General features: G+C 67.8%; 21 protein-coding genes. 11 read left to right on the top strand and 10 right to left on the bottom strand.

What is annotated here, in order from left to right:
- Positions 1-83 precede the first annotated feature (83 nt).
- Together IEY14_RS06360 and IEY14_RS06355 are read right to left on the bottom strand one after the other, a co-directional pair.
- Positions 84-1,052 (bottom strand): alpha/beta fold hydrolase, encoded by a 969-nt coding sequence (locus IEY14_RS06360; protein WP_188907318.1) that lies wholly within the window; start codon positions 1,050-1,052, stop codon positions 84-86.
- Between the two features lie 140 nt (positions 1,053-1,192).
- The gene (locus IEY14_RS06355; RefSeq protein ID WP_188907317.1) at positions 1,193-1,669 is read right to left on the bottom strand and encodes a hypothetical protein; all 477 of its coding nucleotides are present in this window, start codon (positions 1,667-1,669) and stop codon (positions 1,193-1,195) included.
- Positions 1,670-1,951: 282 nt separating this feature from the next.
- Here IEY14_RS06355 and IEY14_RS06350 point away from each other — a divergent pair, with 282 nt between their 5' ends.
- A complete protein-coding gene (locus tag IEY14_RS06350; RefSeq protein ID WP_188907316.1) occupies positions 1,952-2,416 on the top strand; it encodes an Hsp20 family protein in 465 nt (154 codons plus the stop codon).
- A gap of 121 nt (positions 2,417-2,537) precedes the next feature.
- Here the strand turns inward: IEY14_RS06350 and IEY14_RS06345 are convergent, their stop codons facing one another.
- Both IEY14_RS06345 and IEY14_RS06340 read right to left on the bottom strand, forming a co-directional pair.
- Positions 2,538-2,822, bottom strand: coding sequence for a ribosome modulation factor (locus tag IEY14_RS06345; protein WP_188907411.1), 285 nt, complete (start codon positions 2,820-2,822; stop codon positions 2,538-2,540).
- A 66-nt stretch (positions 2,823-2,888) separates the two neighbouring features.
- Entirely contained in the window at positions 2,889-3,938 is a 1,050-nt protein-coding gene (locus IEY14_RS06340) for a threonine aldolase family protein (protein WP_188907315.1), read from the bottom strand.
- Between the two features lie 185 nt (positions 3,939-4,123).
- Between IEY14_RS06340 and IEY14_RS06335 the strand changes: the two genes are divergently transcribed.
- The 7 genes from IEY14_RS06335 to IEY14_RS06305 all read left to right on the top strand — a co-directional run bounded on the left by IEY14_RS06335 (position 4,124) and on the right by IEY14_RS06305 (position 12,755).
- Positions 4,124-4,354 carry a CopG family ribbon-helix-helix protein gene (locus IEY14_RS06335; protein WP_244639315.1) on the top strand — a complete coding sequence of 77 codons (231 nt, stop codon included), beginning with the start codon at positions 4,124-4,126 and terminating at the stop codon, positions 4,352-4,354.
- A complete protein-coding gene (locus IEY14_RS06330) occupies positions 4,342-4,557 on the top strand; it encodes a type II toxin-antitoxin system RelE/ParE family toxin (protein ID WP_210318286.1) in 216 nt (71 codons plus the stop codon). Before IEY14_RS06335 ends, IEY14_RS06330 begins: the two co-directional genes overlap by 13 nt.
- Before the next feature lie 359 nt (positions 4,558-4,916).
- Complete coding sequence (gene gltB, locus IEY14_RS06325) at positions 4,917-9,611, top strand: glutamate synthase large subunit (RefSeq protein WP_188907313.1); 4,695 nt, start codon at positions 4,917-4,919, stop codon at positions 9,609-9,611.
- Between the two features lie 63 nt (positions 9,612-9,674).
- Positions 9,675-9,941: an AbrB/MazE/SpoVT family DNA-binding domain-containing protein gene (locus tag IEY14_RS06320; protein ID WP_188907312.1), complete on the top strand. Its 267-nt coding sequence runs from the start codon at positions 9,675-9,677 to the stop codon at positions 9,939-9,941.
- The gene (locus tag IEY14_RS06315) at positions 9,938-10,339 is read left to right on the top strand and encodes a type II toxin-antitoxin system VapC family toxin (protein ID WP_188907311.1); all 402 of its coding nucleotides are present in this window, start codon (positions 9,938-9,940) and stop codon (positions 10,337-10,339) included. The genes IEY14_RS06320 and IEY14_RS06315 overlap by 4 nt, the downstream gene beginning before the upstream one ends.
- A gap of 104 nt (positions 10,340-10,443) precedes the next feature.
- Complete coding sequence (locus IEY14_RS06310) at positions 10,444-11,073, top strand: glutathione S-transferase family protein (RefSeq protein ID WP_188907310.1); 630 nt, start codon at positions 10,444-10,446, stop codon at positions 11,071-11,073.
- A 227-nt stretch (positions 11,074-11,300) separates the two neighbouring features.
- Positions 11,301-12,755, top strand: a complete 1,455-nt coding sequence (locus IEY14_RS06305) for a glutamate synthase subunit beta (RefSeq protein ID WP_188907309.1) — start codon at positions 11,301-11,303, stop codon at positions 12,753-12,755.
- A gap of 39 nt (positions 12,756-12,794) precedes the next feature.
- Here the strand turns inward: IEY14_RS06305 and IEY14_RS06300 are convergent, their stop codons facing one another.
- Together IEY14_RS06300 and IEY14_RS06295 are read right to left on the bottom strand one after the other, a co-directional pair.
- On the bottom strand, positions 12,795-14,252 hold the full coding sequence (locus IEY14_RS06300) for an SGNH/GDSL hydrolase family protein (RefSeq protein WP_188907308.1): 1,458 nt from the start codon (positions 14,250-14,252) through the stop codon (positions 12,795-12,797).
- 3 nt (positions 14,253-14,255) lie between these two features.
- A complete protein-coding gene (locus tag IEY14_RS06295; RefSeq protein WP_188907307.1) occupies positions 14,256-15,482 on the bottom strand; it encodes a lytic murein transglycosylase in 1,227 nt (408 codons plus the stop codon).
- 272 nt (positions 15,483-15,754) lie between these two features.
- Between IEY14_RS06295 and galU the strand changes: the two genes are divergently transcribed.
- On the top strand, positions 15,755-16,630 hold the full coding sequence (galU, locus tag IEY14_RS06290; RefSeq protein WP_188907306.1) for a UTP--glucose-1-phosphate uridylyltransferase GalU: 876 nt from the start codon (positions 15,755-15,757) through the stop codon (positions 16,628-16,630).
- A 64-nt stretch (positions 16,631-16,694) separates the two neighbouring features.
- Here galU and IEY14_RS06285 read toward each other — a convergent pair whose 3' ends face one another.
- Positions 16,695-18,434, bottom strand: coding sequence for an outer membrane beta-barrel protein (locus tag IEY14_RS06285; RefSeq protein WP_188907305.1), 1,740 nt, complete (start codon positions 18,432-18,434; stop codon positions 16,695-16,697).
- A 130-nt stretch (positions 18,435-18,564) separates the two neighbouring features.
- On the opposite strand from IEY14_RS06285, the gene IEY14_RS06280 reads away from it, so the two are divergent.
- Both IEY14_RS06280 and IEY14_RS06275 read left to right on the top strand, forming a co-directional pair.
- Positions 18,565-18,867: a DUF1244 domain-containing protein gene (locus IEY14_RS06280; RefSeq protein ID WP_188907304.1), complete on the top strand. Its 303-nt coding sequence runs from the start codon at positions 18,565-18,567 to the stop codon at positions 18,865-18,867.
- A gap of 168 nt (positions 18,868-19,035) precedes the next feature.
- The gene (locus tag IEY14_RS06275) at positions 19,036-19,281 is read left to right on the top strand and encodes a DUF2312 domain-containing protein (RefSeq protein ID WP_188907303.1); all 246 of its coding nucleotides are present in this window, start codon (positions 19,036-19,038) and stop codon (positions 19,279-19,281) included.
- Positions 19,282-19,461: 180 nt separating this feature from the next.
- Here IEY14_RS06275 and IEY14_RS06270 read toward each other — a convergent pair whose 3' ends face one another.
- The 3 genes from IEY14_RS06270 to IEY14_RS06260 all read right to left on the bottom strand — a co-directional run bounded on the left by IEY14_RS06270 (position 19,462) and on the right by IEY14_RS06260 (position 24,033).
- Complete coding sequence (locus tag IEY14_RS06270) at positions 19,462-19,893, bottom strand: Ros/MucR family transcriptional regulator (RefSeq protein WP_188907302.1); 432 nt, start codon at positions 19,891-19,893, stop codon at positions 19,462-19,464.
- 490 nt (positions 19,894-20,383) lie between these two features.
- A complete protein-coding gene (locus IEY14_RS25745) occupies positions 20,384-22,246 on the bottom strand; it encodes a peptidoglycan L,D-endopeptidase MepK (protein ID WP_210318284.1) in 1,863 nt (620 codons plus the stop codon).
- A gap of 347 nt (positions 22,247-22,593) precedes the next feature.
- Positions 22,594-24,033 carry a sigma-54-dependent transcriptional regulator gene (locus tag IEY14_RS06260; RefSeq protein ID WP_188907301.1) on the bottom strand — a complete coding sequence of 480 codons (1,440 nt, stop codon included), beginning with the start codon at positions 24,031-24,033 and terminating at the stop codon, positions 22,594-22,596.
- Positions 24,034-24,157: the final 124 nt, after the last annotated feature.

The raw sequence follows: 24,157 nt of genomic DNA, 5'->3' as shown, positions 1-24,157 counted from the left end.
CGTCGCCTCCCCAAAGGACAACGTGAATCACGAACCAGCCCAGCCGTCACCACTGAAGCGACTCCGAGTTCAAAAGACCTGCTCTAGGCCTCCGGCATCGCCCCGCCGATGAAGGCGTCGGCGGCGGCGAGGAAGGGGGCGCGGAAGCGGTCGGCCTCCTGCAGCAGTTCGTGCCGCGCCTCCGGCAGGGCGAGGACATGGCCGGAGCGCATGCGCCAGCCGAGCCGTTCCGCCGCCGCGCTGGACACGACGGCATCGGCGCCGGCAGTCACGATCAGCGTCGGGACATGCAACTCGGCGATCACGTCCGAATCGTCCAGCCGGCGCATCGCGCCGGTCGCGGCGGCCAGCCAGCCGGCCGTCGGGCCGTTCACGAAGAGATGCGGCGCTTCCGCCGCCAGTCGGCGGTTGCGCTCGAAGCGGTGCCGATCGCTGGTGAGCGGATTGCGCGCCGGCGTATAGGCGGCGGCCCCCCGGCCGCCGCGCACCGGCAGCCCGCTGAAGCCGGTCCAGCGCAGGAGATTGGCGGCGACGAAGAACTGGTTGGTGCGCGGCCTGGCGCCGGCCAGCGCGACGAGCGGGGCGCTGGCGACGATGCGCTCGATCCGGTTGAGAAAGGCCTTCGCGCCGAGAATCGCCACCGCCGCGCCCATCGAATGGGCGAGCACCGCATAGGGACCCCGGCAGTCGGGCAGGGCGACATCGCGGAACACGGCCTCGAAATCGCGGAAGTAGGCGTCGAAATGGGTGATGTGCCCCTTGGCCGGGTTGCGCGTCACGCGCTGCGAGCCGCCCTGGCCGCGCCAGTCGAAGGTAAGAACGCAATAGCCTCTGGCCGACAGGTCCTCGATCGTCTCGAAATATTTCTCGATCGCCTCGTTGCGCCCCTGGAGAAGCAGGATCGTGCCGCGCGTCGCGAAGCGCTGCGAGGGCGTCACGGCATAGCGCAGCTCGATGCCGTCCGCCGTGCGCAGCGTGCCGGGCTCGATGCCCTTCGGCCGCGGATTGCCGGCGATGTCCGCGAGATCGGGGCGGGCGGGGGAAAGCGTCATGGGTCTAGAACGCGCCGAGCCGGGCCAAAGTCAACCGGCGACACGCGGGTGGGCCGGGAGCCTCGCGAGGAGGCTCCCGGCCCGGCGGCCGCGACGGAAGGGACGGGACGTCGCGGACGTTTGGAAGGGCGCGGCGGCGCTCAGCGGGAATAGATGCCGAGCGTGCCGGAGCCGAGATCGAAGGTGATGCCGTTGGCCGGGCGCCGGTCGAAACGGTCCGGGCCGCGATCGCCCGCCGCCCAGCCGATACGCTCGCGGGCGATGACCTCGCCGTCATAGGCATCGAGCGCGAGGCGCACGAGGGCGCCGTTCGGGCGGACGGCGGTGACGATATAGCGGTCGCGCCGCCGGTCGATGTCGACGATGCGCACGAAGCCCTCGCGCATGACGCGGCGGGCGATCTGGCGCTCGGTCAGGGCGTCGTCGTCCTCGTCCCAGCGGCCGGGGCGCTGCTGCCAGTCGCCGCGATCGCGCCAGTCGCCGCCCCCGCCCCAGCCATGATCGCGGGCCTGGACATAGGGGACGGGCGCATCGAACCAGCCGTTCTCGGCCGAGGCCGGGGCGGTGAGGGCAAGGGCGGCCGTCAGTCCGGCCAGCGCGGCGAGGATGGTCTTCATGAGCCTTGGCTCCGGGCGGTGATCCGTGTCCACCGGATCGATGACCGCCTTTGTAGCGCCCGCCACCTGAACGAAATCGGAAGCCGCCATTCATGTGGCGTTCAGCCGGCGGAGCCGGGCGAATTTTTTCGCTGTCGCGGCTCTTGCGGCCGAAAACCGCCTTTCCCACATTCCTCCTGCGATCGCCGAAAGGGATCGCGGGTTGCCGGTCGGTCCGCCTGTCAGGGGATCCAGGGACCGGAAGCCCAACCGCAGAACCTGTTGCTCTCAAGGAGAACGAACATGCGTGCCATCGACTTTGCGCCCCTCTACCGCTCGACCGTCGGCTTCGATCGTCTGTTCTCGGCGCTGGATTCCCTGTCCCAGGGTGAGTCCGCTCCGGCCTATCCGCCGTACAATATCGAGCGCACGGGCGAGAACGCCTATCGCGTGACCATGGCCGTCGCCGGCTTCGGCGAGTCCGATCTGGCGATCGAGACGCGCGAGAACACCCTCACCGTGAAGGGCGAGAAGGCCGAGGAAAAGGCGGAGGGCGTCGAGGTGCTGCATCGCGGCATCGCCTCGCGCGCCTTCGAGCGCCGCTTCCAGCTGGCCGACCATGTCGAGGTGAAGGGCGCGACGCTCAAGAACGGCCTTCTGCATATCGATCTCGTCCGCGTCATCCCCGAGGCGATGAAGCCCCGGAAGATCGACATCGCGACGGTTGGCAATGCGAATGCCAAGCAGATCGAGGCGAATGCTGCCTGAGCGGCCTTCCGCTTCTCTGAAATGCTGGAACGGCGTCCTTCGGGGCGCCGTTTTTCGTTTCGACTGACGAAAGAGGATATCGGTCGCGTCGTGCCGCCGTCCTCTTCCGGCGAAGGCCGCCTCAGCTATTGCCGAAGGCCGCCTTCACGTCGCTTTCCGAGATGCGGGCCGACGGGTCGCCCCGCTGGTTGAGATTCTGTTCCTCGGTGCCGTCGCCCATCATGCTGGGATGGCTGTTTCCCGCCGCCTCGCCGTCGCCGCCCGGCGAGGCGTTGCGCCCCTCCGTCCAGCCGCGCATCCATTCCTCGCGGATGCTGGAGCCGACCGGATAGGTGCAGGACGACATCGGATGGTTGTTCTGGAAGGCGAGCTTGCCTTGCGCGAAAGCATCGGTACCCGTGTTCATGGATTCTCCCTCCAATGGTGGAGGGAAAATCGGTGAGCCGGGCGCCGGGTTCCCGGAATTCTTCGCTCAGGCGATGAGCGATGCGAAGCCCGCCACATCCTCAGGCGTCGTCGACCAGCTGGTAACGAGCCGGGCGAGGATCTCGCCCTCCTTCAGGAGATCGTGGGAGGAATGGGGCGGGTTCCAGTCGTAGAACACGGCGCCCGCCGCCCGCAGCCGCTCGGCCGTGTCCTTCTCGATGATGGCGAAGACCTCGTTGGTCCGGGTCGGCCAGGCCTGCTTGGCATGGGTGCCGCGATCCAGCGCCCCGCGCAGGTCGTCGGCCATGGCATTGGCGTGCCGGGCGAGCTCCAGCCAGAGACCGTTCTCGAAATAGGCCATGAACTGCGCCGCGACGAAGCGCGTCTTGGAGAAGAGCTGCGCGCCGCGCTTGCGGATATAGGGAAACTGCTTCGCCTTCTCGGGATCGAAGAAGACCACGGCCTCGGCGCACCAGCAGCCGTTCTTCGTCGCGCCGAAGGACATGACGTCGACGCCGCGCTTCCAGCTCATCTCCGCCGGCGAAAGATTGCTGGCGACGAGCGCGTTGGCGAAGCGCGCGCCGTCCATGTGCAGCGCGAGCTGGTGCTCGTGCGCGATGTCGGCGATCGCCTCCAGCCCCTCCAGCGGATAGATCGTGCCCGCCTCGCTCGGTTGGCTGATCGAGACGGCCATCGGCTGGCCGGCATGGACGAAGCCGGGATTGAAGCGCTTCAGCTCGCGGCGCAGGTTGAACGGGTCGATCATGCCGAGCGACCCGTCGACCGGCGCCATGCGCGCGCCATGGGTGAAGAATTCCGGCGCGCCGCACTCGTCCTCGACGACATGCGCCTCGCGATGGCAGAGCACGACGCCGCCCGGCCGGTTGAGCGCGGCGAAGGACAGGGAATTGGCCGCCGTGCCGGTGCCGACGAAGAAGACGGCGACCTCGCGCTCGAAGATCTCGTTGAAGCGGCGCTCGACCGCCTTGTCGAGCTCGCTCGTGCCATAGGCGGCCGCCATGCCCCGGCCATGCTCGGCGAGGGCGGCGTTGATGTCCGGATGCGGGCCGGACCAGTTGTCGGAGGCGAAGATCATGGCGATCTCGGTATCGCCCGGCCGTGTTCTAGGCAAGGCCGCGTCGCGTCGCGCCTTCGAAGGCGATGGACGCTCGGACGCCCGACCATTATCTTCGGTCGAAAGGTTGCGATGCCGGATCGGCCGGCCGGAGGGCTGTCGGCATGGCAGGATCAGGGGCGATCGGCGGGGAGTTGAAGGCTCGTATGCGTCGGCTCGCGGCCTCGCGTGAGCGGAGCGCCGGTTCGCTGATGCGCGAGGAGATTTCCCAGTATGTCGAGCGCGAGGAACGGCGCGAGGCTTTCATCCGCGATGGCAGGGAGGCTTGGGACGACTATTCCCGAACCGGTCTGCATCTCACCGAAGCCGAAGCCGATCGCTGGCTTGCCGATCTGGAGGCGGGCGAGGATGTCGTTCCGCCGCGATGTCACGGCTGATCTGGACACCGGCGGCCCTGGCGGATGTCGAAAGGCTGCACCGTTTCCTGAACTCGCGCGATCGCGAGGCGGCGAAACGGGCCGTGCGGGCCATTCGCGCCGGAGTGCGGATTCTCGCCGAGCAGCCGCGCATCGGTCGCGCGATCGACGACGACGAGCCCGATTTTCGCGAATGGCTCATTCGTTTTGGCGGCAGCGGCTAAGCGGTGCTCTATCGTTTGAGACGGGAGGAGGTCGTGCTTCTCGCCATCCGGCATCAGAAGGAGGCCGGATATTGAAGGGCGCGGCACGCCGATCCTTCGAGTGCGCGAGCCCGAAAACTTGGGAAATTCATCCGGGCGACCTTGCGGAGGCCGCGCCGTTTGGAATTCCTCCACCTTTGCCGTGATCCGCGACCTTGCGAATTGGCGCGCGCTCTGTCATAAGCGCCGAGATAGGTCAACATTGCTGTCGTATTTTGGCCGAAGGCAGCGCTTCGGCGGGCGTTTTGTCGCGATGGCGGTGGAGGACCGGGGAGAAGGGCCTTAAGATAAGGCCGGCAACGAGCGAAAGAGAGGACGCGATGACGATCGATACGCCATCCACGACGGGTCTGGGAACCGCCGCCTCGAAACGCATCGCGGATGCGCGGCGCCTCGGCCTCTACGATCCGCGCAACGAGCACGACGCCTGCGGCGTCGGCTTCATCGCCCATATGAAGAACGAGAAGTCCCATTCGATCGTCCAGAAGGGCCTGCAGATCCTTCTGAACCTCACCCATCGCGGCGCGGTGGGCGCCGATCCGCTGATGGGCGACGGCGCGGGCATGCTCGTGCAGATCCCGCACCGCTTCTTCCAGGAGGAGATGGCGGCGAAGGGCGTGACCCTGCCCGAGCCCGGCCATTACGGCGTCGGCCATGTCTTCATGCCGCGCGACGAGGAGCGGCGCCTCCATTTCAAGGAACTGTTCGAAAAGGCCGCCGCCGAGGAAGGGCAGCAGGTGCTCGGCTGGCGCGACGTGCCGGTCTATAACGGCTCCCTGTCGCAGGCCCCGGAGATCGTCGCGACCGAACCGGTGCATCGGCAGGTCTTCATCGCGCGCTCGCCCGCCATCGCCTCGGACGAGGAGTTCGAGCGCAAGCTCTTCATCATCCGCAAGGTCGTCTCGAACCGCGTCCATGCCGAAGGGCAGGGCGAGGATCTCGGCTTCTACGTCGTGTCGCTCTCGGCGCGCACCGTCGTCTACAAGGGCATGTTCCTCGCCTACCAGCTCGGCGACTATTACAAGGACCTCGCCGACCCGCGCTTCGAATCGGCGCTGGCGCTCGTCCACCAGCGCTTCTCGACCAACACCTTCCCGTCCTGGCGGCTCGCCCATCCCTATCGGATGGTCGCGCATAACGGCGAGATCAACACGCTGCGCGGCAACGTCAACTGGATGGCGGCGCGGCAGGCCTCGGTCGATTCCGAGCTCTTCGGCAACGACATCGCCAAGCTCTGGCCGATCTCCTACGAGGGGCAGTCGGACACGGCCTGCTTCGACAACGCGCTGGAATTCCTGACGCAGGGCGGCTACCCGCTCGCCCATGCGATGATGATGCTCATCCCGGAAGCCTGGGCGGGCAACAAGCAGATGTCGAAGGCGCGCAAGTCCTTCTACGAATATCACGCCGCGCTGATGGAGCCCTGGGACGGGCCGGCGGCCGTCTGCTTCACCGACGGCCGGCAGATCGGCGCGACGCTCGACCGCAACGGCCTCCGGCCGGCGCGCTATGTCGTGACGGACGACGATCTCGTGATCCTCGCCTCCGAGGCCGGCACGCTCGACGTGCCGGAGGAGCGGATCGTCAAGAAGTGGCGCCTGCAGCCGGGCCGCATGCTGCTCATCGATCTCGAGAAGGGCCGCATCGTCACCGACGAGGAAGTGAAGCAGGAACTCGCGACCCAGCATCCCTATCAGGACTGGCTGAAGTCGACGCAGCTCGTGCTCGAGAACCTGAAGCCCGTGGCGCCCCGCGCCTCGCGCGCCGACGTCTCGCTGCTCGATCGCCAGCAGGCCTTCGGCTACACGATCGAGGACACCCGCCAGTTGATGGCGCCGATGGCGACCACGGGCCAGGAGGCGGTCGGCTCCATGGGCACCGACACGCCGATCTCGGCCATGTCGGCGAAGTCGAAGCTGCTCTACACCTATTTCAAGCAGAACTTCGCGCAGGTCACCAATCCGCCGATCGATCCGATCCGCGAGGAGCTGGTGATGAGCCTCGTCTCCTTCATCGGGCCGCGGCCGAACATCTTCGATCTCGAAGGCTCCTCGCGCCGCAAGCGGCTCGAAGTGCGCCAGCCGATCCTGACCAATGGCGATCTGGAGAAGATCCGCACCATCGGCCATACGGAGGACCGCTTCGACACCAAGACGCTCGACACGACCTACCCGTCCGACCAGGGCGCGGCGGGCATGAAGGGCGCGCTCGACCGGCTCTGCGAGCGGGCCGAGGCGGCGGTCGTCGGCGGCTACAACATCATCATCCTGTCGGATCGGCAGATGGGGCCGGATCGCATCCCGATCCCGGCGCTGCTCGCCTGCGCCGCCGTGCACCATCACCTCATCCGCAAGGGCCTGCGCACCGCCGCCGGCCTCGTCGTGGAAAGCGGCGAGCCGCGCGAGGTGCATCACTTCGCCTGCCTCGCCGGCTACGGCGCGGAAGCGATCAATCCCTATCTCGCCTTCGACACGCTCCTCGACATGCACAAGCGCAAGGAGTTCCCGCCGGAGGTGGACGAGGGCGAGCTCGTCACGCGCTACATCAAGTCGGTCGGCAAGGGCCTCCTGAAGGTCATGTCGAAGATGGGCATCTCGACCTACCAGTCCTACTGCGGCGCGCAGATCTTCGACGCCGTCGGCCTGAAGTCCGACTTCGTCGCGCATTACTTCAGCGGCACGGCGACGACGATCGAAGGCGTCGGGCTGGAGGAAGTGGCGCGCGAGACGGCCGACCGGCATCGGCTCGCCTTTTCCGACGACCCGGTCCTCGCCCGCTCGCTGGAAGTCGGCGGCGAATATGCCTATCGCATGCGCGGCGAGGCGCATCTCTGGTCGCCGGACGCGGTCGCGACGCTCCAGCATGCCGTGCGCGGCAATTCCTGGGAACGCTTCAAGGAATATTCGAAGATCGTCGATCTCTCGGCCGTGCATGCCTCGACGATCCGCGGCCTGTTCGAGATCAAGCTCGCCGAGGATGTCGGTCTCCAGCCGGTGCCGCTCGACGAGGTGGAGCCCGCCAAGGACATCGTGAAGCGCTTCTGTACCGGCGCCATGTCCTTCGGCTCCATCTCGCGCGAGGCGCATGCGACGCTCGCCGTCGCCATGAACCGGATCGGCGGCAAGTCGAACACGGGCGAGGGCGGCGAGGAGAGCGACCGCTACCTGCCGCTGCCGGACGGCTCGGCCAATCCCGAGCGCTCGGCGATCAAGCAGGTGGCCTCCGGCCGCTTCGGCGTGACGACGGAATATCTCGTCAATGCCGACATGCTGCAGATCAAGGTCGCGCAGGGCGCCAAGCCCGGCGAGGGCGGCCAGCTGCCCGGCCACAAGGTGGACGCGACCATCGCCAAGACCCGGCATTCGACGCCGGGCGTCGGCCTGATCTCGCCGCCGCCGCATCACGACATCTATTCGATCGAGGATCTGGCGCAGCTGATCTTCGATCTGAAGAACGTCAATCCGGCCTCCGACATCTCGGTGAAGCTCGTCTCCGAGGTCGGCGTCGGCACGGTCGCCGCCGGCGTCGCCAAGGCTCGGGCGGACCATATCATCGTGTCGGGCTATGACGGGGGCACCGGCGCCTCGCCGCTGACTTCGATCAAGCATGCGGGCTCGCCCTGGGAGATGGGTCTCGCCGAGACCCAGCAGACGCTGGTGCTGAACGGGCTGCGCTCGCGCGTCTGCCTGCAGGTGGACGGCGGCTTGCGCACCGGCCGCGACGTCATCATCGGCGCGCTGCTCGGGGCCGACGAGTTCGGCTTCTCCACCGCGCCGCTGATCGCCGCCGGCTGCATCATGATGCGCAAGTGCCATCTGAACACCTGCCCCGTGGGCGTCGCGACGCAGGACCCGGTGCTGCGCCAGCGCTTCAAGGGCACGCCGGAGCACGTCATCAACTTCTTCTTCTATGTGGCGGAAGAGGTGCGCGAGCTGATGGCGGCGATGGGCGTGCGCCATCTCTCCGAGCTGATCGGCCAGTCCGACCGCCTCGACAAGCAAGGGATGATCGAGCATTGGAAGGCGCAGGGCCTCGACTTCTCGAAGGTCTTCTTCAAGCCGGACGGCACGGCCGACCAGCTGCGCTGGACGGAGCGCCAGGAGCACCCGATCGCGGAGGTGCTCGACCGCCGGCTGATCGAGGCGGCGAAGGTCGCGCTCGAGACGCGCCAGCGCGTCGAGATCGAGACGCCGATCGGCAGCGTCGACCGTTCGGCCGGCGCCATGCTGTCGGGCGAGGTCGCCAAGCGCTTCGGCCTGAAGGGGCTCGCCGACGACACGATCAAGGTCGCGCTCACCGGCACCGCCGGCCAGAGCTTCGGCGCCTTCCTGGCGCGCGGCGTCACCTTCGAGCTGACCGGCGACGGCAACGACTATGTCGGCAAGGGTCTCTCGGGCGGGCGCATCGTCGTGAAGCCCCGCGCCGAGACGCGCATCGTGCCGGAGGAGTCGATCATCATCGGCAATACCGTGCTCTACGGCGCGATCGCCGGCGAATGCTACTTCCGCGGCGTCGCGGGCGAGCGCTTCGCGGTGCGCAATTCCGGCGCGATCGCGGTCGTCGAGGGCGTCGGCGACCATGGCTGCGAATACATGACCGGCGGCGTCGTGGTGATCCTCGGCCAGACCGGGCGCAACTTCGCGGCCGGCATGTCGGGCGGCGTCGCCTATGTCTATGACGAGGTGGGCGACTTCGCCGAGCGCTGCAACATGGCCATGGTCGAACTGGAGCCGGTGCCGGAGGAGGACGACCTCCTGGAGAAGCTGCACCATCACGGCGGCGATCTCCAGCACAAGGGGCGCGTCGACGTCAGCTCGAACATGACGGGTCACGACGACGAGCGGCTGTACCAGCTGATCCTCAACCATCACCATTACACGGGCTCGACCCGGGCGAAGGCGATGCTGGACGACTGGGAGCACCACCGTCCGAAATTCGTGAAGGTGATGCCGGTGGAATATCGCCGCGCCCTCATGGAGATGGAGCGCATGCGGATGAGCGTCGCGGCGGAATAAGGCCTATCTTGCATCGTGGTGTGCCGCTCGAAGGATCGGCACACCATCGTTGGGGAGATGACGATGAACGAGCGCGTGAAGATCATCAGTCGCGATGGCCTGCAATTCGTCGAACTTCCGATCGGCATGACGCTTGCCGAGGGCGAATGGACCGCGCGACGACAGGGCGCGGGCGTCGTGTTGGAGCCTGTTGCCCCCAGAATGTCGGTGCCGTCGCTCTTGGCGCTTCTCGCGACCCTCGAGCCTCTGGAAGAGGGCATTCCCGATTTCGTGGATCTGCCGCCCGAGGAGCCGGACTTCGCATGGCCGGAACCGATCGCGGGGCGATGATCTATTTCCTCGATACGAACGTCCTCTCCCATCTGATGGAGGAGCCTTACGGGCACATTGCCCAGCATATAGCGCAGGTCCCGACCGCCTCCGTCCTGACGAGCGTCATCGTCATCGCCGAACTGAGATACGGCGTCGCTTGGAAACGGTCGGAAAAGCTTCGGCGACGCCTGGACGTCATTCTGACCCGATTGCCCGTCGAACCGTGGACCCAGCCCGCCGACGAGATCTATGGAGACATCCGAGCCGAGCTCAGACGCACCGGCAACATGATCGGCGCGAACGATCTCCTCATCGCCGCCCATGCGCTCAGCCTCGATGCGACGCTCGTCACTCGCAATGTCCGCGAGTTCGAGCGTGTTCGGAACCTCAAGGTCGAAAACTGGCTGCGCGATTGACGCGACAGGTGGTCGCTTCGTCAGGATCATCGCCCCCGTTCCGGGCGCGCCTATCTTCGGCGGCGAGGGCTGCCGGTCGGCGGCCGCGACCGAGGGAGGACTTCATGCCCGCCATCACGCTCTGGGGCTTCAGCGGCTCCACCTATGTCCGCACCATTCGCATGTTGCTCGCCGAGAAAGGCGTCGCGGATTACGAGCAGGTGCCTGTCGATGTCCTGAAGGGCGAGCCGAAGAGCGACGAGCATCTCCGGCGCCATCCCTTCGGCAAGGTGCCGGTGGTCGATGTCGACGGCTTCCGGCTGATCGAGACGGCCGCCATCGCCCGCTATCTCGATGCCGTGCTGCCCGGCAAGGCGCTGGTGCCGCGCGAGCCGAAGGACGCGGCGCGCATGGACATGGTCACCGGCATCATCGACTCCTATGCCTATGGCCCGATCATCGGCGGGGTCGTCGGCTATCACCTCTTTCCCGATTTCGTCGGCGGCAAGAACGAGGCGGCCCATCGCGAGGCGATCGGCGCGGCCAAGCGGGCGGTGAGCGAGATCTTCCGCATCAAGGGCGATTCGCCCTGGCTCGCCGGCGCCGAACTGTCGATCGCCGATCTCTATCTCGCGCCGCATTTCGCCTATCTCGCCATGGTGCCGCATCTGGACGAGTTCACCGCCCTGCCGGGCGCCGGCGAATGGTGGAGCCGCATCGAGGGGCTGGAAAGCTTCCAGACCACCGCCCCTTGACAATCGGCGCCCCGGCGCTTGCGGCGGCGGGAAAAATAGGGCAGTAATGCTGCCGTATTTCGAGAGGCGGATGCGACCACGCATCCGCCTTTTTGATGCGCCGGGCCGTTTCGCGCGTGCGAAACCGGGGGCATTCATTGTAGGCATTCCAAGAACGGGCGGCAGAAGCGCGGCGGGTCTTGGCTCGCGGCCCTGGCGGCCGGGACGAAAGGGAAAGGGGTGCGACCATGGGTAAGGTCACGGGCTTTCTTGAGATCGACCGGCAGACGCAGAAATATCAGCCGGCCTCGGACCGAATTCGGCATTTCCGCGAATTCGTGCTGCCGATGTCGGACGAGGAGGTCGGGCGCCAGGCGGCGCGCTGCATGGATTGCGGCGTGCCCTATTGCCACGGCCCGACCGGCTGTCCGGTGCACAACCAGATCCCGGACTGGAACGATCTCGTCTATTCCGACGACTGGGAAGGCGCGATCCGCAATCTCCATTCCACCAACAACTTCCCGGAATTCACCGGCCGCATCTGCCCCGCCCCTTGCGAGGAGGCCTGCACGCTGAATCTCGAGGACACGCCGGTCGCCATCAAGACCATCGAGCAGGCGATCGCCGACAAAGCCTACAAGCTCGGCTTCGTCCGGCCGCAGCCGGCCAAGACCGCGACGGGGCGCCGCGTCGCGGTGATCGGGTCCGGTCCCGCGGGCCTCGCCGCCGCGCAGCAGCTCGGTCGCGCCGGCCACGAGGTGCATGTCTTCGAGCGCGAGACGCGGCCGGGCGGCCTGCTGCGCTACGGCATTCCGGACTTCAAGATGGAGAAGCACCTGATCGACCGCCGCGTCGAGCAGATGCAGGGCGAGGGCGTCACCTTCTTCTGCGGCGTCGAGATCGGCAAGAACAAGCCGCTCGCCGAGCTGACGGCGCAGTATGACGCGGTGCTCTATTGCGGCGGCGCCGAGCGGCCGCGCGATGCCGGCATCCCGACCCACGGACTGTCCGGCATCTACGACGCGATGCCCTATCTCGTGCAGCAGAACCGCCGGGTCGGCGGCGAGAACGTCCAGTCCACCGCCTGGGCGGCGCCCGAGATCTGGGCCGGCGCCAAGCATGTTGTCGTGGTCGGCGGCGGCGACACGGCCTCCGACTGCGTCGGCACCGCCTTCCGCCAGGGCGCGGTGAAGGTGACGCAGCTCGACATCCGGCCGCAGCCGCCGAAGACCGAGAACAAGCTCGAGGTCTGGCCCTATTGGGCGACGAAGATGCGCACCTCCTCCAGCCAGGCCGAGGGCGCGATCCGCGAGTTCCAGGTCGCCACGCTCGAATTCGTCGGCGAGGACGGCCATCTCACGGGCGTGAAATGCTGCGAGGTGGACGAGCGCCGCAAGCCGGTTCCCGGCACGGAATTCGTCATCAAGGCCGATCTCGCCTTCATCGCCATCGGTTTCGCCGGGCCGTTCGACAGCGGCTTCATGGCGGAGGCCGGACAGGCGCTGGAAACGCGCGCCGACAATCGCGGCAATGTCTCGATCAAGGCCAGCGACCGCGACTATCGCACCTCGATCGACAAGCTCTATGTCGCCGGCGACGTGCGGCGCGGCCAGTCGCTGGTCGTCTGGGCGATCCGCGAGGGCCGGCAGGCGGCGCGGGCGATCGATCTCGAACTGATGGGCGCGACGACCCTGCCGCTCTGACGCGGCGCTTCGTCTTCGCGGCCCTGCCGCGAAGGTGCCTCAGCGCGGGACGGGGGCGTCCTTCGCCCCGGACTGCCAGTCGTCGATGATCGCATCCTGAAGCGAGGGCATCGGCCCGAGCGGCACCGGCCGCTCGCGGCCGCTGCGGATCGCCTCCAGATCGACCGAGCCGCGCGAGACGATCGGCGCCTCGCCGGGACGGCCGGGTCCGACCGGCCCCGATTTCGTCATCCAGGAAAAGTCGTCGGCGCGGCCCGGTGCCGGTGCCAGCGGCGCGCCGGCCAGCACCAGGCGCTCGCGCGGCGAGGGCGAGGCGCCGGCGGAAGCCTGCGCCGCCGGACCCGATCCGCCGAGCAGCGCCTCGCCGCCGTCGAGCGACGGGCTGTTCAGCGCCATGGCCGGCACGGCGCTGGCATTGGCCGGGTTCTGCGGCACCGCCTTGCCGCCATTCGGATCGGCCGCGGCGGGCATCGCCTCCAGACTGCCGCCGAAGAGCTTGTCGAGCGGCTTCTCGGCGAAGAAGGCCAGCTTGCGCCCGCCCTGCGGCGTCATGGTGATGCCGTCGCTGTTGCGCAGCTTCGCCGGCTGGCCGGCGATGTCCGGGCCGCTGGCGGCGAAGGCGCCGTCGGCATCGACGAATCCGTCCCAGACATCGACGAATTCGCCGCCGGCCTCGGTGACTTCCTGGCGGTAGAGTTCGTTGAAATAGGCGGCGTCGTCGCTCGCCTTGCCCGATTTGAAGGCCGGCAACCCGACCCAGATCAGCGGCACGTTCTTGTCTCGCACCGCCTTGGCGAGGGCGTCGACGCGGCTTTTATAGGCCTCGACCCATTCCTCGGAACGCAAGGCGAAGGCGTCGTCTCCGGTTCGGATCGTCTGCCGGTCGTTCGCCCCGAGCATCACCGCGACCGCCGCCGGCTTCTCCTCGTCGATGATCGCCGCGATGCGCGCCGGCCAGTCGAAATGATCGTCGCGGGCGAGGCCCGAGGACCCGTCGGTGCGATCGGCGATGCGGATCGTCGCCTTGTCGGCGACGCTCGCCTCCAGACCCTTGGCGAGCGACAGGGCCATGAAGTCGCCGACGACGAGGACGACCTTGGCATCCGCCGCCTTCGCGACGGGCTCCGGCGCCGGGGCCTGCGGCGCGGCGGCCCCGGTCCCGGCGGCGCGGCTGGTCTCGCCCGGCGCGGCGGCCTTCGGTGCCGCCGCCTTCGCCTTCGGCGCGTCGGTGCGGCGGGACGGCGGCGCGCGGTTCACCGGCGGATCGATGTAATATTTGGGGCGCGGCTGGTAGCCCGGCTGCGGCGCTTCGATATAGCGGCGCGGCCGGCTTTCGAAGATGCGGCCGAAGAAGCCGAAGGCGCCTTCCTGCGCCACGGCCGGTACCGGACCGAAGGCGAGGGGCAGGTCGCCGACGAGAAGGACGAACGCGGCCAGGGGCAGTCCCCAGAGCCGCGCCGAACGCCGCCGCTTCCCGCCGATCACGCCCGCCGCCATTCCCTACCTCTTCCGCATCATGTCGAGCAGCGCCTTGGAGGCATTGCCGTCTTCCTCGACGCCCGCCGCACGCTGATAGGCCATTATGGCGCTTTTCGAGGTCGAGCCGATCTTGCCGTCGATCTTGCCGTCGTAAAGGCCGTGGCTGGTCAGATGCTGCTGCACCTCGTAGCGCTCCTTCATCGACAGGGGCGTGTAGCCGCGGGGCCAGTCCATGACGAAGGCGCCGCCGCCGGCGATCCGGTCGGCGAGATGGCCGACCGCGAGCGCGTATTTGTCGGCATTGTTATAGGCCTTCAGCACGTAGTAGTTCTTAGTCATCAGGAAGGCCGGACCGTCGATACCCGCCGGCAGCACGAGCGTCGCGCGGTCGGAGGGGGAGGCGAAGCGGCCGCCGGCCGCCCGGCGGAAGCCCTTGTCGCTCCAGGCGGCGAGACTCATGCTGCGCCCGGCGAGGGCGGCCGCCTTGGCGGAGGGCAGGGCGACCTCGTAGCCCCAGGTCTTGCCGGTCTGCCAGCCGTTCTTGCGCAGGAGATTGGCGGAGGTCGCCAGCGCGTCCGGCACCGAGGTCCAGATATCGGCATGGCCGTTGCCGTCCATGTCGGCCTGATAGAGGAGGTAGCTCGTCGGGATGAACTGGGTATGGCCCATCGCGCCCGCCCAGGACCCGGTCAGACCCTTCACCGAGACGTCGCCCTCCTGCAGCATCTTCAGCGCCGCGACGAGCTGGGCCCTGGCATATTTGCCGCGCTTCGGATCCATGTAGCCGAGGGTCGCCAGCGAGCGCGGCACGTTCTTCACCACGTCCTGGCGCTCCAGGACGCGGCCGAAATCGGATTCCATCGACCAGATAGCGAGAAGGATGTCGCGGTCGACGCCGAAGCGCGCCTCTATCCGGTCGAGCCAGGGCTTCAGCTGCTGGCGGCGGGCGCGGCCCTCGGCCGCCGAGACCTCGTTCACCCGGTTGTCGAGATAGTCCCAGATCTGGTCCTGGAATTCCGGCTGAAAGGCCGCCTTCTGGATCACGTCCGGGTCCGGTTCGTCGATGCCGGCAAAGGCGGCGCGATAGGTGTTGCGGCTGATGCCGCTCTTCGCCGCCACCGTTTCGAAATCGGCGATCCAGCGCTTGAAGCCGGCATCGGCGAAGGCGGGCGCGGTGCCGCCCGCCAGGAGCGTCGCGGCGAGCGCCGAGGCGAGAAGGACGGCGCGGGAGGAGATGGCTTTCGTCATGGGCATCCCGTTCGTTCGAATCCATGCGCCCTCCGCCGGTCGAGGCATGCGGGCGATCCTGGCGACGGCGATGCGGAGGCTTCCGCCGTCGATCGACCCGAGAATAGCTTGGCTCCCGTTAAGAGGTGCTTTACCACGCGGGTTGCAAGCGATTCGAAGATTTGAATTTACCTTGAAAAGCGTCGTGAGCATGTCACCGCTGGTTCTCGGCAGAATCGCGAGCTAAACAGCCCTCGGAATTCAGCGCCCGAACGCAAAGGCAGGAGAATTCGATGAAGAAAGTCCGCAAGGCCGTGTTTCCCGTGGCCGGCCTGGGCACGCGCTTCCTTCCGGCCACCAAGGCCGTTCCGAAGGAGATGCTGACGGTGGTGGACCGTCCGATCCTGCAATATGTCGTCGACGAGGCCCGCGAGGCCGGCATCGAACATCTGATCTTCGTCACCGGTCGCGGCAAGGCCGTGATCGAGGATTATTTCGATCTCCAGTACGAGCTCAACGACACGCTGTCGCAGCGCGGCAAGAAGGCGGAGCTGGAGCTCCTCGATTCCATGCAGCCGAAGGCGGGCATGGCGAGCTTCACCCGCCAGCAGGCGCCGCTCGGCCTCGGCCATGCCGTCTGGTGCGCGCGCGAACTGGTCGGCGACGAGCCCTTCGCGGTGCTGCTGCCCGACGTGATCATGAAGGCCGAGCGCGGCTGCCTGGCCTCGATGATCGAGGTCTACGAGACGACCGGCGGCAACGTCCTGTCGGTCGAGGAATGCGATCCGAAGGAAGTCAACAAATACGGCATCGTCGGCCGTGGCGTCGATGCCGGCAGCGGCTTCAAGATCGAGGGCATGGTCGAGAAGCCGAAGGTCGAGGAGGCGCCCTCCAATCTCGCCATCTCCGGCCGCTACATCCTCCAGCCCGAGCTCTTCGATATCCTGGAAACGCAGGAGCGCGGCGCCGGCAACGAGATCCAGCTCACCGACGGCATGCTGAAGCTGGCCAAGGGCCAGGACTTCTTCGGCTATGTCTTCAAGGGCGCGACCTATGACTGCGGCAGCAAGGAAGGCTTCATCCGCGCCAATGTCGCCTATGCCATGGCCCAGCCGGGCCTGCGCGACAAGGTGAAGGACGACCTCCTGGCCCTCATCCAGGGCGCCTGATCCCTCAGGTTCGAAAATGCCGTCGACGGCCCGCCCCATCGGCGGGCCGTTGGCATTTGCGGCCTCAGTTCTGCACTTTCAGGCCGAGCTTCACCGAGCTGACGGCGTAATCGGCATTCCCGCCGCTGCGCTCGACCTCGCGATGCGAGGCGAGGCCGATCAGCGCCAGGGAGCGGTTGAACCAGTAGCTGAAGCCGGCGCTGATGCCGAAGGTCGCCTCCGTGTCGGTGGCGAGATCGCTGTCGCGATAGCCGGCCGTCAGCGCGCCGTCGAGCGCCAGCCGCGCCGTCGCGCGATGCCGCACGGCCAGGCCCGCCTCGTAGAGCGTCGCGGTGGAGGTTCCGGCCGGATCGGGATCGAAGGTCGTCGCGGCTGTCAGCGCGACATCCGTGCCGCGCCGGGGCGACCAGGAAAGCTTGGCGTCGAATGTCGGGCTCGTCACGGCGTCCGCCCCGTCCTCGTCCGGGCGGTTATGGGCGAGACCGGCGGCGATCTCGCCGCCGAGCTTCTCGCCGAGATCGAAGCCGATGCCGCCGCGCAGCGTCTCGATCAGCGAATCGCGGTCGCGGCCCGCGCCGTCCCGCGCCTCGTCGAAGACGCGCCGGCCGAGGCCCGTTTCCAGAAAGGGCGCGAAGGCCGGGCTGAAGCGGTAGCCGGCCCGCAGCGTGCCGGAATAGGTGTCGAAATCCTGATCGTCGGCGCGCGGGATGCCGTCGCTCCGCTCGATCGTCTGGCGCAGGGCCGCAAGCGTGCCCCGTGCATAGGCCCGGCCGAAGGCGCGCTCGATCTCGGCGGAACTCGTGTAGTTGAACCGGTCCGGGCTTTCCCCGTCGGTGCTCAGCGAATCGAGATCGCCGGCATTCTCCTTGCGATATTCGAAGCCGCCCCGCAGCGTCGCCGTGGTCAGGCGGTCGATGTCGAGCCGCAGGCGGCCATCTAAGGCGACGTCGGGATCGGAAGGCTGGTCGCCGCCGAAATTGCGGCGATAGTTCGCCAGCCCCTCGATCTCGGCCGCGTGGCGCGACCAGTCGGAGACGAAGCGCGCCGACAGCGCGGTGTCGCTGAAGGCGCCGCCCTTGCCGCCCGGCGCGGCGTCGAGATTGGAGGAAAGCCCGAGGCTCTGCTCCAGCGCCGACGTCAGCGTGAAGCTGCCGACCCGGGTGCCGACGGGCGCGAAGGGCTCGTCGCCCGTGGCGGTCAGCCCGCCGCGCAAGGGCAGGGTGCGCAGGTTGAGGCGGCTGCCGACCTGGCCGATGCGCGGCGCGCGGCTGGCGGCGGCCGGCAATGTCAGACTGTCCGGCCGGTCACCGGTGGCGGCTTCCGGCGCGGACGGCGCGGCACGCTGTCCGGCTTCCGCCCCGTCCGCCTGCGAGGCGGTGTCGCCGATCGGCGCGGCGCTGGGTCCGGCCGGCGTGGTGGCGCCGTTCTGCCGCGTTGCCCGGCCCGAGGAAGGGCCTTCGAAGAGATCGAGCTTCGGCCGCGATCGGGGCGGCGACATGTCTTCCGTCGCCTCCGGCTCGGCCGTGGGCGCTTCGGCCGGCGCGTCTCCCGCATCCGTCAGTCCCGGATCGATGGGGAAGGTCGGAGCGGCGAGCGTCACGGGCGGGGCGCGGAAGTCGCGGGCGAGATCGGGCTCGGCCTTGCGCAACTCGCCCGTACCGAGGCCGTCGCCGCTCGGTCCGTCCTCGGCGGCTCGGACGGGGTGGGGCGGCGCCAGCAGGAGCATCAGGCCCGCCAGTCCCGTGGCGAGCCGCAGCTTGCGGACGTCGTCCGAAGCGGAAGAGAGGCGGCGCGGTTCGATCAAGACGGCATCCGAGGCGAGGCGACGGCCCCGAACCTAGAGCCGTCGCTTTGCCGCAAGCTTGCCGCCCGGCCACCTTGCGTCACCTCGGCCGGCGAATGATATCTCCTCCTCAAGCCACAGGAGACGCGCCATGACCAATGCCGACGATCAGGCGAGGATCGAGTTGGAGGCAGCCGCCTTCCGGCGCCTGCGCGACCATCTTCGCCAGCGCACCGATGTGCAGAATATCGACCTAATGAACCTCGCCGGCTTCTGCCGCAACTGCCTTGCCAACTGGTATCGCGAGGCGGCAGAGGAACGGGGCGAGACGATGACCAAGGACGAGGCGCGCGAGCATGTCTATGGCATGCCCTACGAGGAATGGCGCGCCCGCCACCAGACCGAGGCGACACCGACGGCGCAGGCCTCCTTCGCGGCCCGTCCGCCGGAGTAAGACGGGCCTTCCCTTTCGCGCCGCACTCTTTTATCGAACGGCCTTCCGCTACGCGCAGGATCGCCGAAGCATGGTGGCGCCGTTGGCCGCCACGCTCCTTCGCGGGCCGGTGCGGGCCACGAAGGACAAGGCCGCGGGCGCGGCATCGAATGGATTGGAATTGAGCCGATGTCGGATGTCGAGGGCGTCGCCCAGGACCAGCTGAAGTCGATCGTCGAACGGATCGAGCGGCTAGAGGAGGAAAAGAAGACCATCGCCGACGACATCAAGGACGTCTATGCCGAAGCCAAGGGCAACGGCTTCGACACGAAGGTGCTGCGCAAGATCATCCAGATCCGCAAGCAGGACCAGAACGAGCGCGCCGAACAGGACGCGGTGCTCGACCTCTACATGCAGGCGCTCGGCATGGCCTGAGCGCCGATCGGGCGCCGCCGGTCGCGAGGATCGACGGCCGGCCCCTCCGGCAACGAAAAAGCCCGGCCCGCTCGCGCGGTGCCGGGCTTTTTCGTTTGTCGCCCGTTCCCCGTCCCGTTCGAGATCGGAGAGGGGAAGGGCGATCCGGGGCCGGAGCTTCGCCTCCGGCCGTCCGGCCTCTCAGCCGCGCGCGCCGCGACGGCGCTTGTGGCCGAGACCCATCTGCTTGGCGAGGCGCGAACGGGCCGCCGCATAGTTCGGCGCCACCATCGGGTAGTCCGCCGGCAGATCCCACTTCTCGCGGTATTCTTCCGGCGAGAGATTGTAGTGGGTCATGAGGTGCCGCTTCAGCGACTTGAACTTCTTGCCGTCCTCGAGGCAGACGATGTAGTCGTCCGTCACCGACTTCTTGACCGCGACGGCCGGCTTCGGCTTCTCGACGACCGGCGCCTGGGGGGCGACATGGGTGCGGCCCAGCGCCCCGTAGACGTCCGAGATCAGGGCGGGAATTTCGGAGACCGCAAGCGAATTGTTGCTCACATAGGCCGCGACGACTTCCGCCGTCAGTTCCATGAGCATCTCGTTGTTTTCAGGACGTTCGTTCTGGTCCATCGTATCGCTCGTTTCCCACGATCGTTTCCGCATGCAACGATCCGGCCGGTTGATCCTGCCGAGTGTTGCGGGAATAGCATGAGTGCTAATTCGTCATCTTCGGCGCGAACCGAGAACTCGGTGCCGATGCCTTTGTATTTATAATTCAATATTTGATGTCAAGACGGTTTGGAAGCAGAAGGAATATTTCCAAAGCTCTCTTGGCGAAGCGGAGCGGCCTATACATGGTCAGACGGCCGCCGAGGACCGGCCGGGGCGGCGCCCGCTAGGGATGCACCAGCATTCCCCACGCGGGAATGCGATTTCAACTATTCGTTATGAGGAAGTCGCCAGTCGCGGCGAGGGCGGATTTCGATCGTGCCGGCCCGAAGCTTGGCGCGATCGGCCATTCTGGCTCCGAGTCCCTTGTTTTCATTGGTCCCGAAACGGAAAACGGGCGGCCTGGCCGCCCGTCCGTCGCCTGTCTTCGGTGTTGCCGCGATGATGCGGATCAGTCGACCTTGATCATCGGCATGAAGTTCACGGCCGACCCGGCAAAACTATAGGTTGCTTGGGTCATGACCGGCTGGGACGTGAAGCCGGCGGCCAGAACCGAGGTCGGCGCGTTGCGCACCAGCACCGTGGCGTTCGGCCGCCCCATCGCCGCCACTTCGCGGCGGGTGTTGGGATCGGTGACGAGATTGGCCATGCGGATGCGATCGCTGACCGCCTTCTGCACGACGCGGGTTTCGGACGTGGCGGCCTTGGCGCTCTCGGCCGGACTATGCCGCTTGAAACGGCCCGTCTTGCCCTCCGGGATCACGGCGGGATTGGCCGCCACGGTCTCGCTCGCCTTGTGGACGGGCGGCGCCAGCGAGGCGAGCACGAGCTTGTCGGCATGTTTCGTGAGGACCGGCGGCGGAGCCATCGCCAGGACCGGGGCGGGCGCCGTGACGGCAGCGATGGCGGCCGAAGCGTGCGACGGGGCCGGAGCGGCGGCGGCGGGCGTCTCGACCTCGGCCGTCTCGATGATGGCGCTGAGCGCGGCGGAAGTGTCCGAGCGCGCCGGGGTCTCGTCCTTCAGGATGCTGGCGAAGGGCGGCCGGCTGCGCGGCGTCGGCACGGCATAGGCGAGCTGGCCGGATTCCTTGGCGGCGACGTCCTCTTCCGCCTTCGGCGCGGTCTCCAGCGCGGCGACCATCGCTTCGGCGGCGGGTGCGGAGGGCACCGGCACCTTCATCGCCTCGGCGACGGCGACCGTCTCGCGGATCGGCGCGGCGCTCGGCAGCGGGATGCGGGAGAGATCGAGCGCGGCGACCTCGGTCGGCTCGGCCTCGGCCGCCTTCTCGTCCTGCTTCAGCGGCGCCGGCGGGATCGGCGCCTTCGGGGCGCTGGTGTCGAACGTGTCGCGGATCGGCAGCGGCACGCCGTTCGGCAGCACCTCGCGCTTCGGCGGGGCGGCGAGGGCGGCGACGGCCACCGTCTCCTCGCGGGCGGGCTTGGTCTCGACCGGAGCCGGCTTCGGCGCTTCCCTGACCACGCGGCTCGGCTTCGCGGCCGGCGCGTCGGACTCGGCATTGTCTTCTTCCTCGTCGGCTCCGCCGCCGCCGAAGAGCATGGCGAAGAGCGTCTTGCCGCCGCCGGAGGACGAGGCGGCCGGCGCCGCGCCGGCATTGGCGACCTCGATCGAGCTGGCGCCCTTGCGCGCCTTATAGGAGGCGAGGGCCTGTTCGTAGCCCGGCAGCGGCTTGCCGTCGGAGGGCACATGCACGGTGTTGCCGTTCGGGAAGACGGCGAGCAGCTCACGACGGTTCATGCGCGGCCAGTGTCGGACATTGCCGACGTCGAAATGGACGAAGGGCGAGCCGGAGGTCGGATAATAGCCGACGCCGCCGATCTGCATCTTGAGGCCGATGGCGCGCAGCTTGGCGAGCGAGACGTCCGGCAGGTAGAAGTCCATCGCCTTGCCGAGCATGTGCTGGCTTTCCTTGGCGACGCCGGAGGTGCGGGACCGCAGCATGCCGTTGGTTTCCGCCGAGCGATAGCCGCAGACGACATTGATATAGGCGCGCGAGCCGGACTGGCGGTAGGCTTCCCAGATCAGGTCGAGTAGCCGGGGGTCCATGTTGACCGGCTTTTCCTTGCGCCAGTCGCGCAGGATCCAGTTCAACCGCTTCAGACCATCGGGAATGTACCGACCGTCCTTCTTGTAGGCGATCTCTTCCTTCTCGTGGGTATGGAGATGGTAGATCTTGAGGGTCCGGGTCTCCGCCTTCGCCACAGCCGAGCCGGCGCAGACGGTGAGGACGCAGATTGCGGCGTAGGAGGCAGCGCGCGTCGCGGCGCGGCCGACAGCGTCGGTCAATCCGAGCATTCGGAACTCGTCCCCTCGATCCCCGCTCCCGACTTCAGCTTTCCCCAGAAGCCCAGAGCACAATTTATAAAGACGCAACCATCGTCCAATCCGCCAGGACTGCGGCATGAAGATGACATTAGCCTCATTCTGAAGCCATTTCAAAAGAAAAGGGTTAAGCTTGTGTGAACCTGCGGACCGAGGCGCAATCTTTCGGCAACCATGGCCTTGATTCCGTTCGACTTCGGCTGAATCTGCGCCAGCTACCCTATATTCGCGAATCTTGGCCTTGATCTGGCGAAAGCCCGAGTCAATTTGCTCGATTGCTCGTGGAGCTTGCGCTTCCACAGCGTATTTCCGGCCGCGCCTCAAGTCTGCGACACGTCTTCGAGACCGTATTGCTGCAATTTCCGGTAAAGGGTCGAGCGCCCGATCCCGAGGCGGCGGGCGACCTCGCTGAGCCGGCCGCCATAGCGCAGGATCGCGAAACGGATGAGATCGGCCTCGATCGCCTCCAGGCTACGGATCTCGCCGTCCTCGCCGAGAAGGCGGACGGGCGGGGCCGCCTCGCTCGCGTCGGGGAGGGGCGTGTCGATCGGTCGCGGCGCCTCCGGCATCGGCAGGGCGGGCATCTGCGCGACGATCTGCGGGAAGTCGGCCGCGCCGAGCTCCGGCCCCTCCGCCAGGACGACGGCGCGGTGGATGGCATTCTCCAGCTGCCGGATATTGCCGGGCCAGTCGAAGTTCTGGAGGAGATGCAGGGCGTCGGCCGCGAAGGCCAGGGTCTCGCCCGGCCGGTCGCTCGCGGAGAATTCTGCGAGGAAGCCCCGCGCCAGGGGGATGATCTCCTCCCGCCGCTCGCGCAGCGGCGGCACGCGGATCGCCAGAACGTTGAGGCGGAAATAAAGGTCCTCGCGGAAGCGGCCGGCCGCGACGTCCTTTTCGAGATCGCGGTTCGTGGCGGAAAGGATGCGCACATCCGTCTGCGTCCCGCCCTGGCCGCCGACGGGATCGATGCGCCCGTCCTGCACGACGCGCAGGAGCTTGGCCTGGATGTCGAGCGGCAATTCCCCGATCTCGTCGAGAAAGAGCGTGCCGCCATCGGCTTCGAGAAACTTGCCGGGCCGCCGTTCGGAGGCGTCGGTGAAGGCGCCCTTGGCATGGCCGAAGAGAATGCTCTCGGCGAGCGCGGCGGGCAGGGCGCCGCAATTCACGGCGACGAAGGGCTTGGCCGCCCGTGGCCCTGCGGCGAGAATGGCGGCGGCGAGCCATTCCTTGCCGACGCCGGTCTCGCCTTCGAGAAGGATCGGGATCTGCGAGGCAGCGGCGCGCTTGGCCTGGAAGATCACAGGGGCCATCGCCTCGCTCGCCGCCTCCAGCCGGGCCGCCGGGCTCGCGTCGCGCTCGGCCCGCGCGCGCCGCCGGCGCGCCTGCGACAGGCGCACGGCATCCTCCAGCGTCGCCCGCAGCCGCTCGGGCGAGACGGGCTTCACGACGAAGTCGAAGGCCCCGGCGCGCATCGCCTCGACGGCGGTGTCGACGCTGCCCTTCGCCGTCTGCACCACCACCGGCACGTCGAGCCCGGCCCGGCGCATTTCCGCCATCACCGCCACGCCGTCCATGTCCGGCATGGAAAGATCGAGCACCATCGCCGCCGGCAGCCGGCCGGGCGCGGCCATGCGCAGCGCGTCGAGCGCCGCCCGTCCGCCCTCGCAGCTGATCGACCGGTAGCCCATGCGCGCCACCTGCGCCTCCAGGAGGCGGCGCTGCACCGGATCGTCATCGACGAGAAGAAGCTGCTGGGTCATCAAGGCCTTCCGGCTCGTCGGCACGCGCTGGGGAACCTAATTCGCGCGGCGCCGTCCTTCGAGCCGCTTGACGGCGAGGCTTGCCGCGAAGTTAACGGGGCGTCAACCGACCAGCCGCAACCGG

Source organism: Aureimonas endophytica (assembly GCF_014642635.1).
Classification (GTDB): domain Bacteria; phylum Pseudomonadota; class Alphaproteobacteria; order Rhizobiales; family Rhizobiaceae; genus Plantimonas; species Plantimonas endophytica.
Note: the sequence above shows the minus strand (reverse complement) of the source record. Positions and strands in the feature narration are given on the sequence as shown.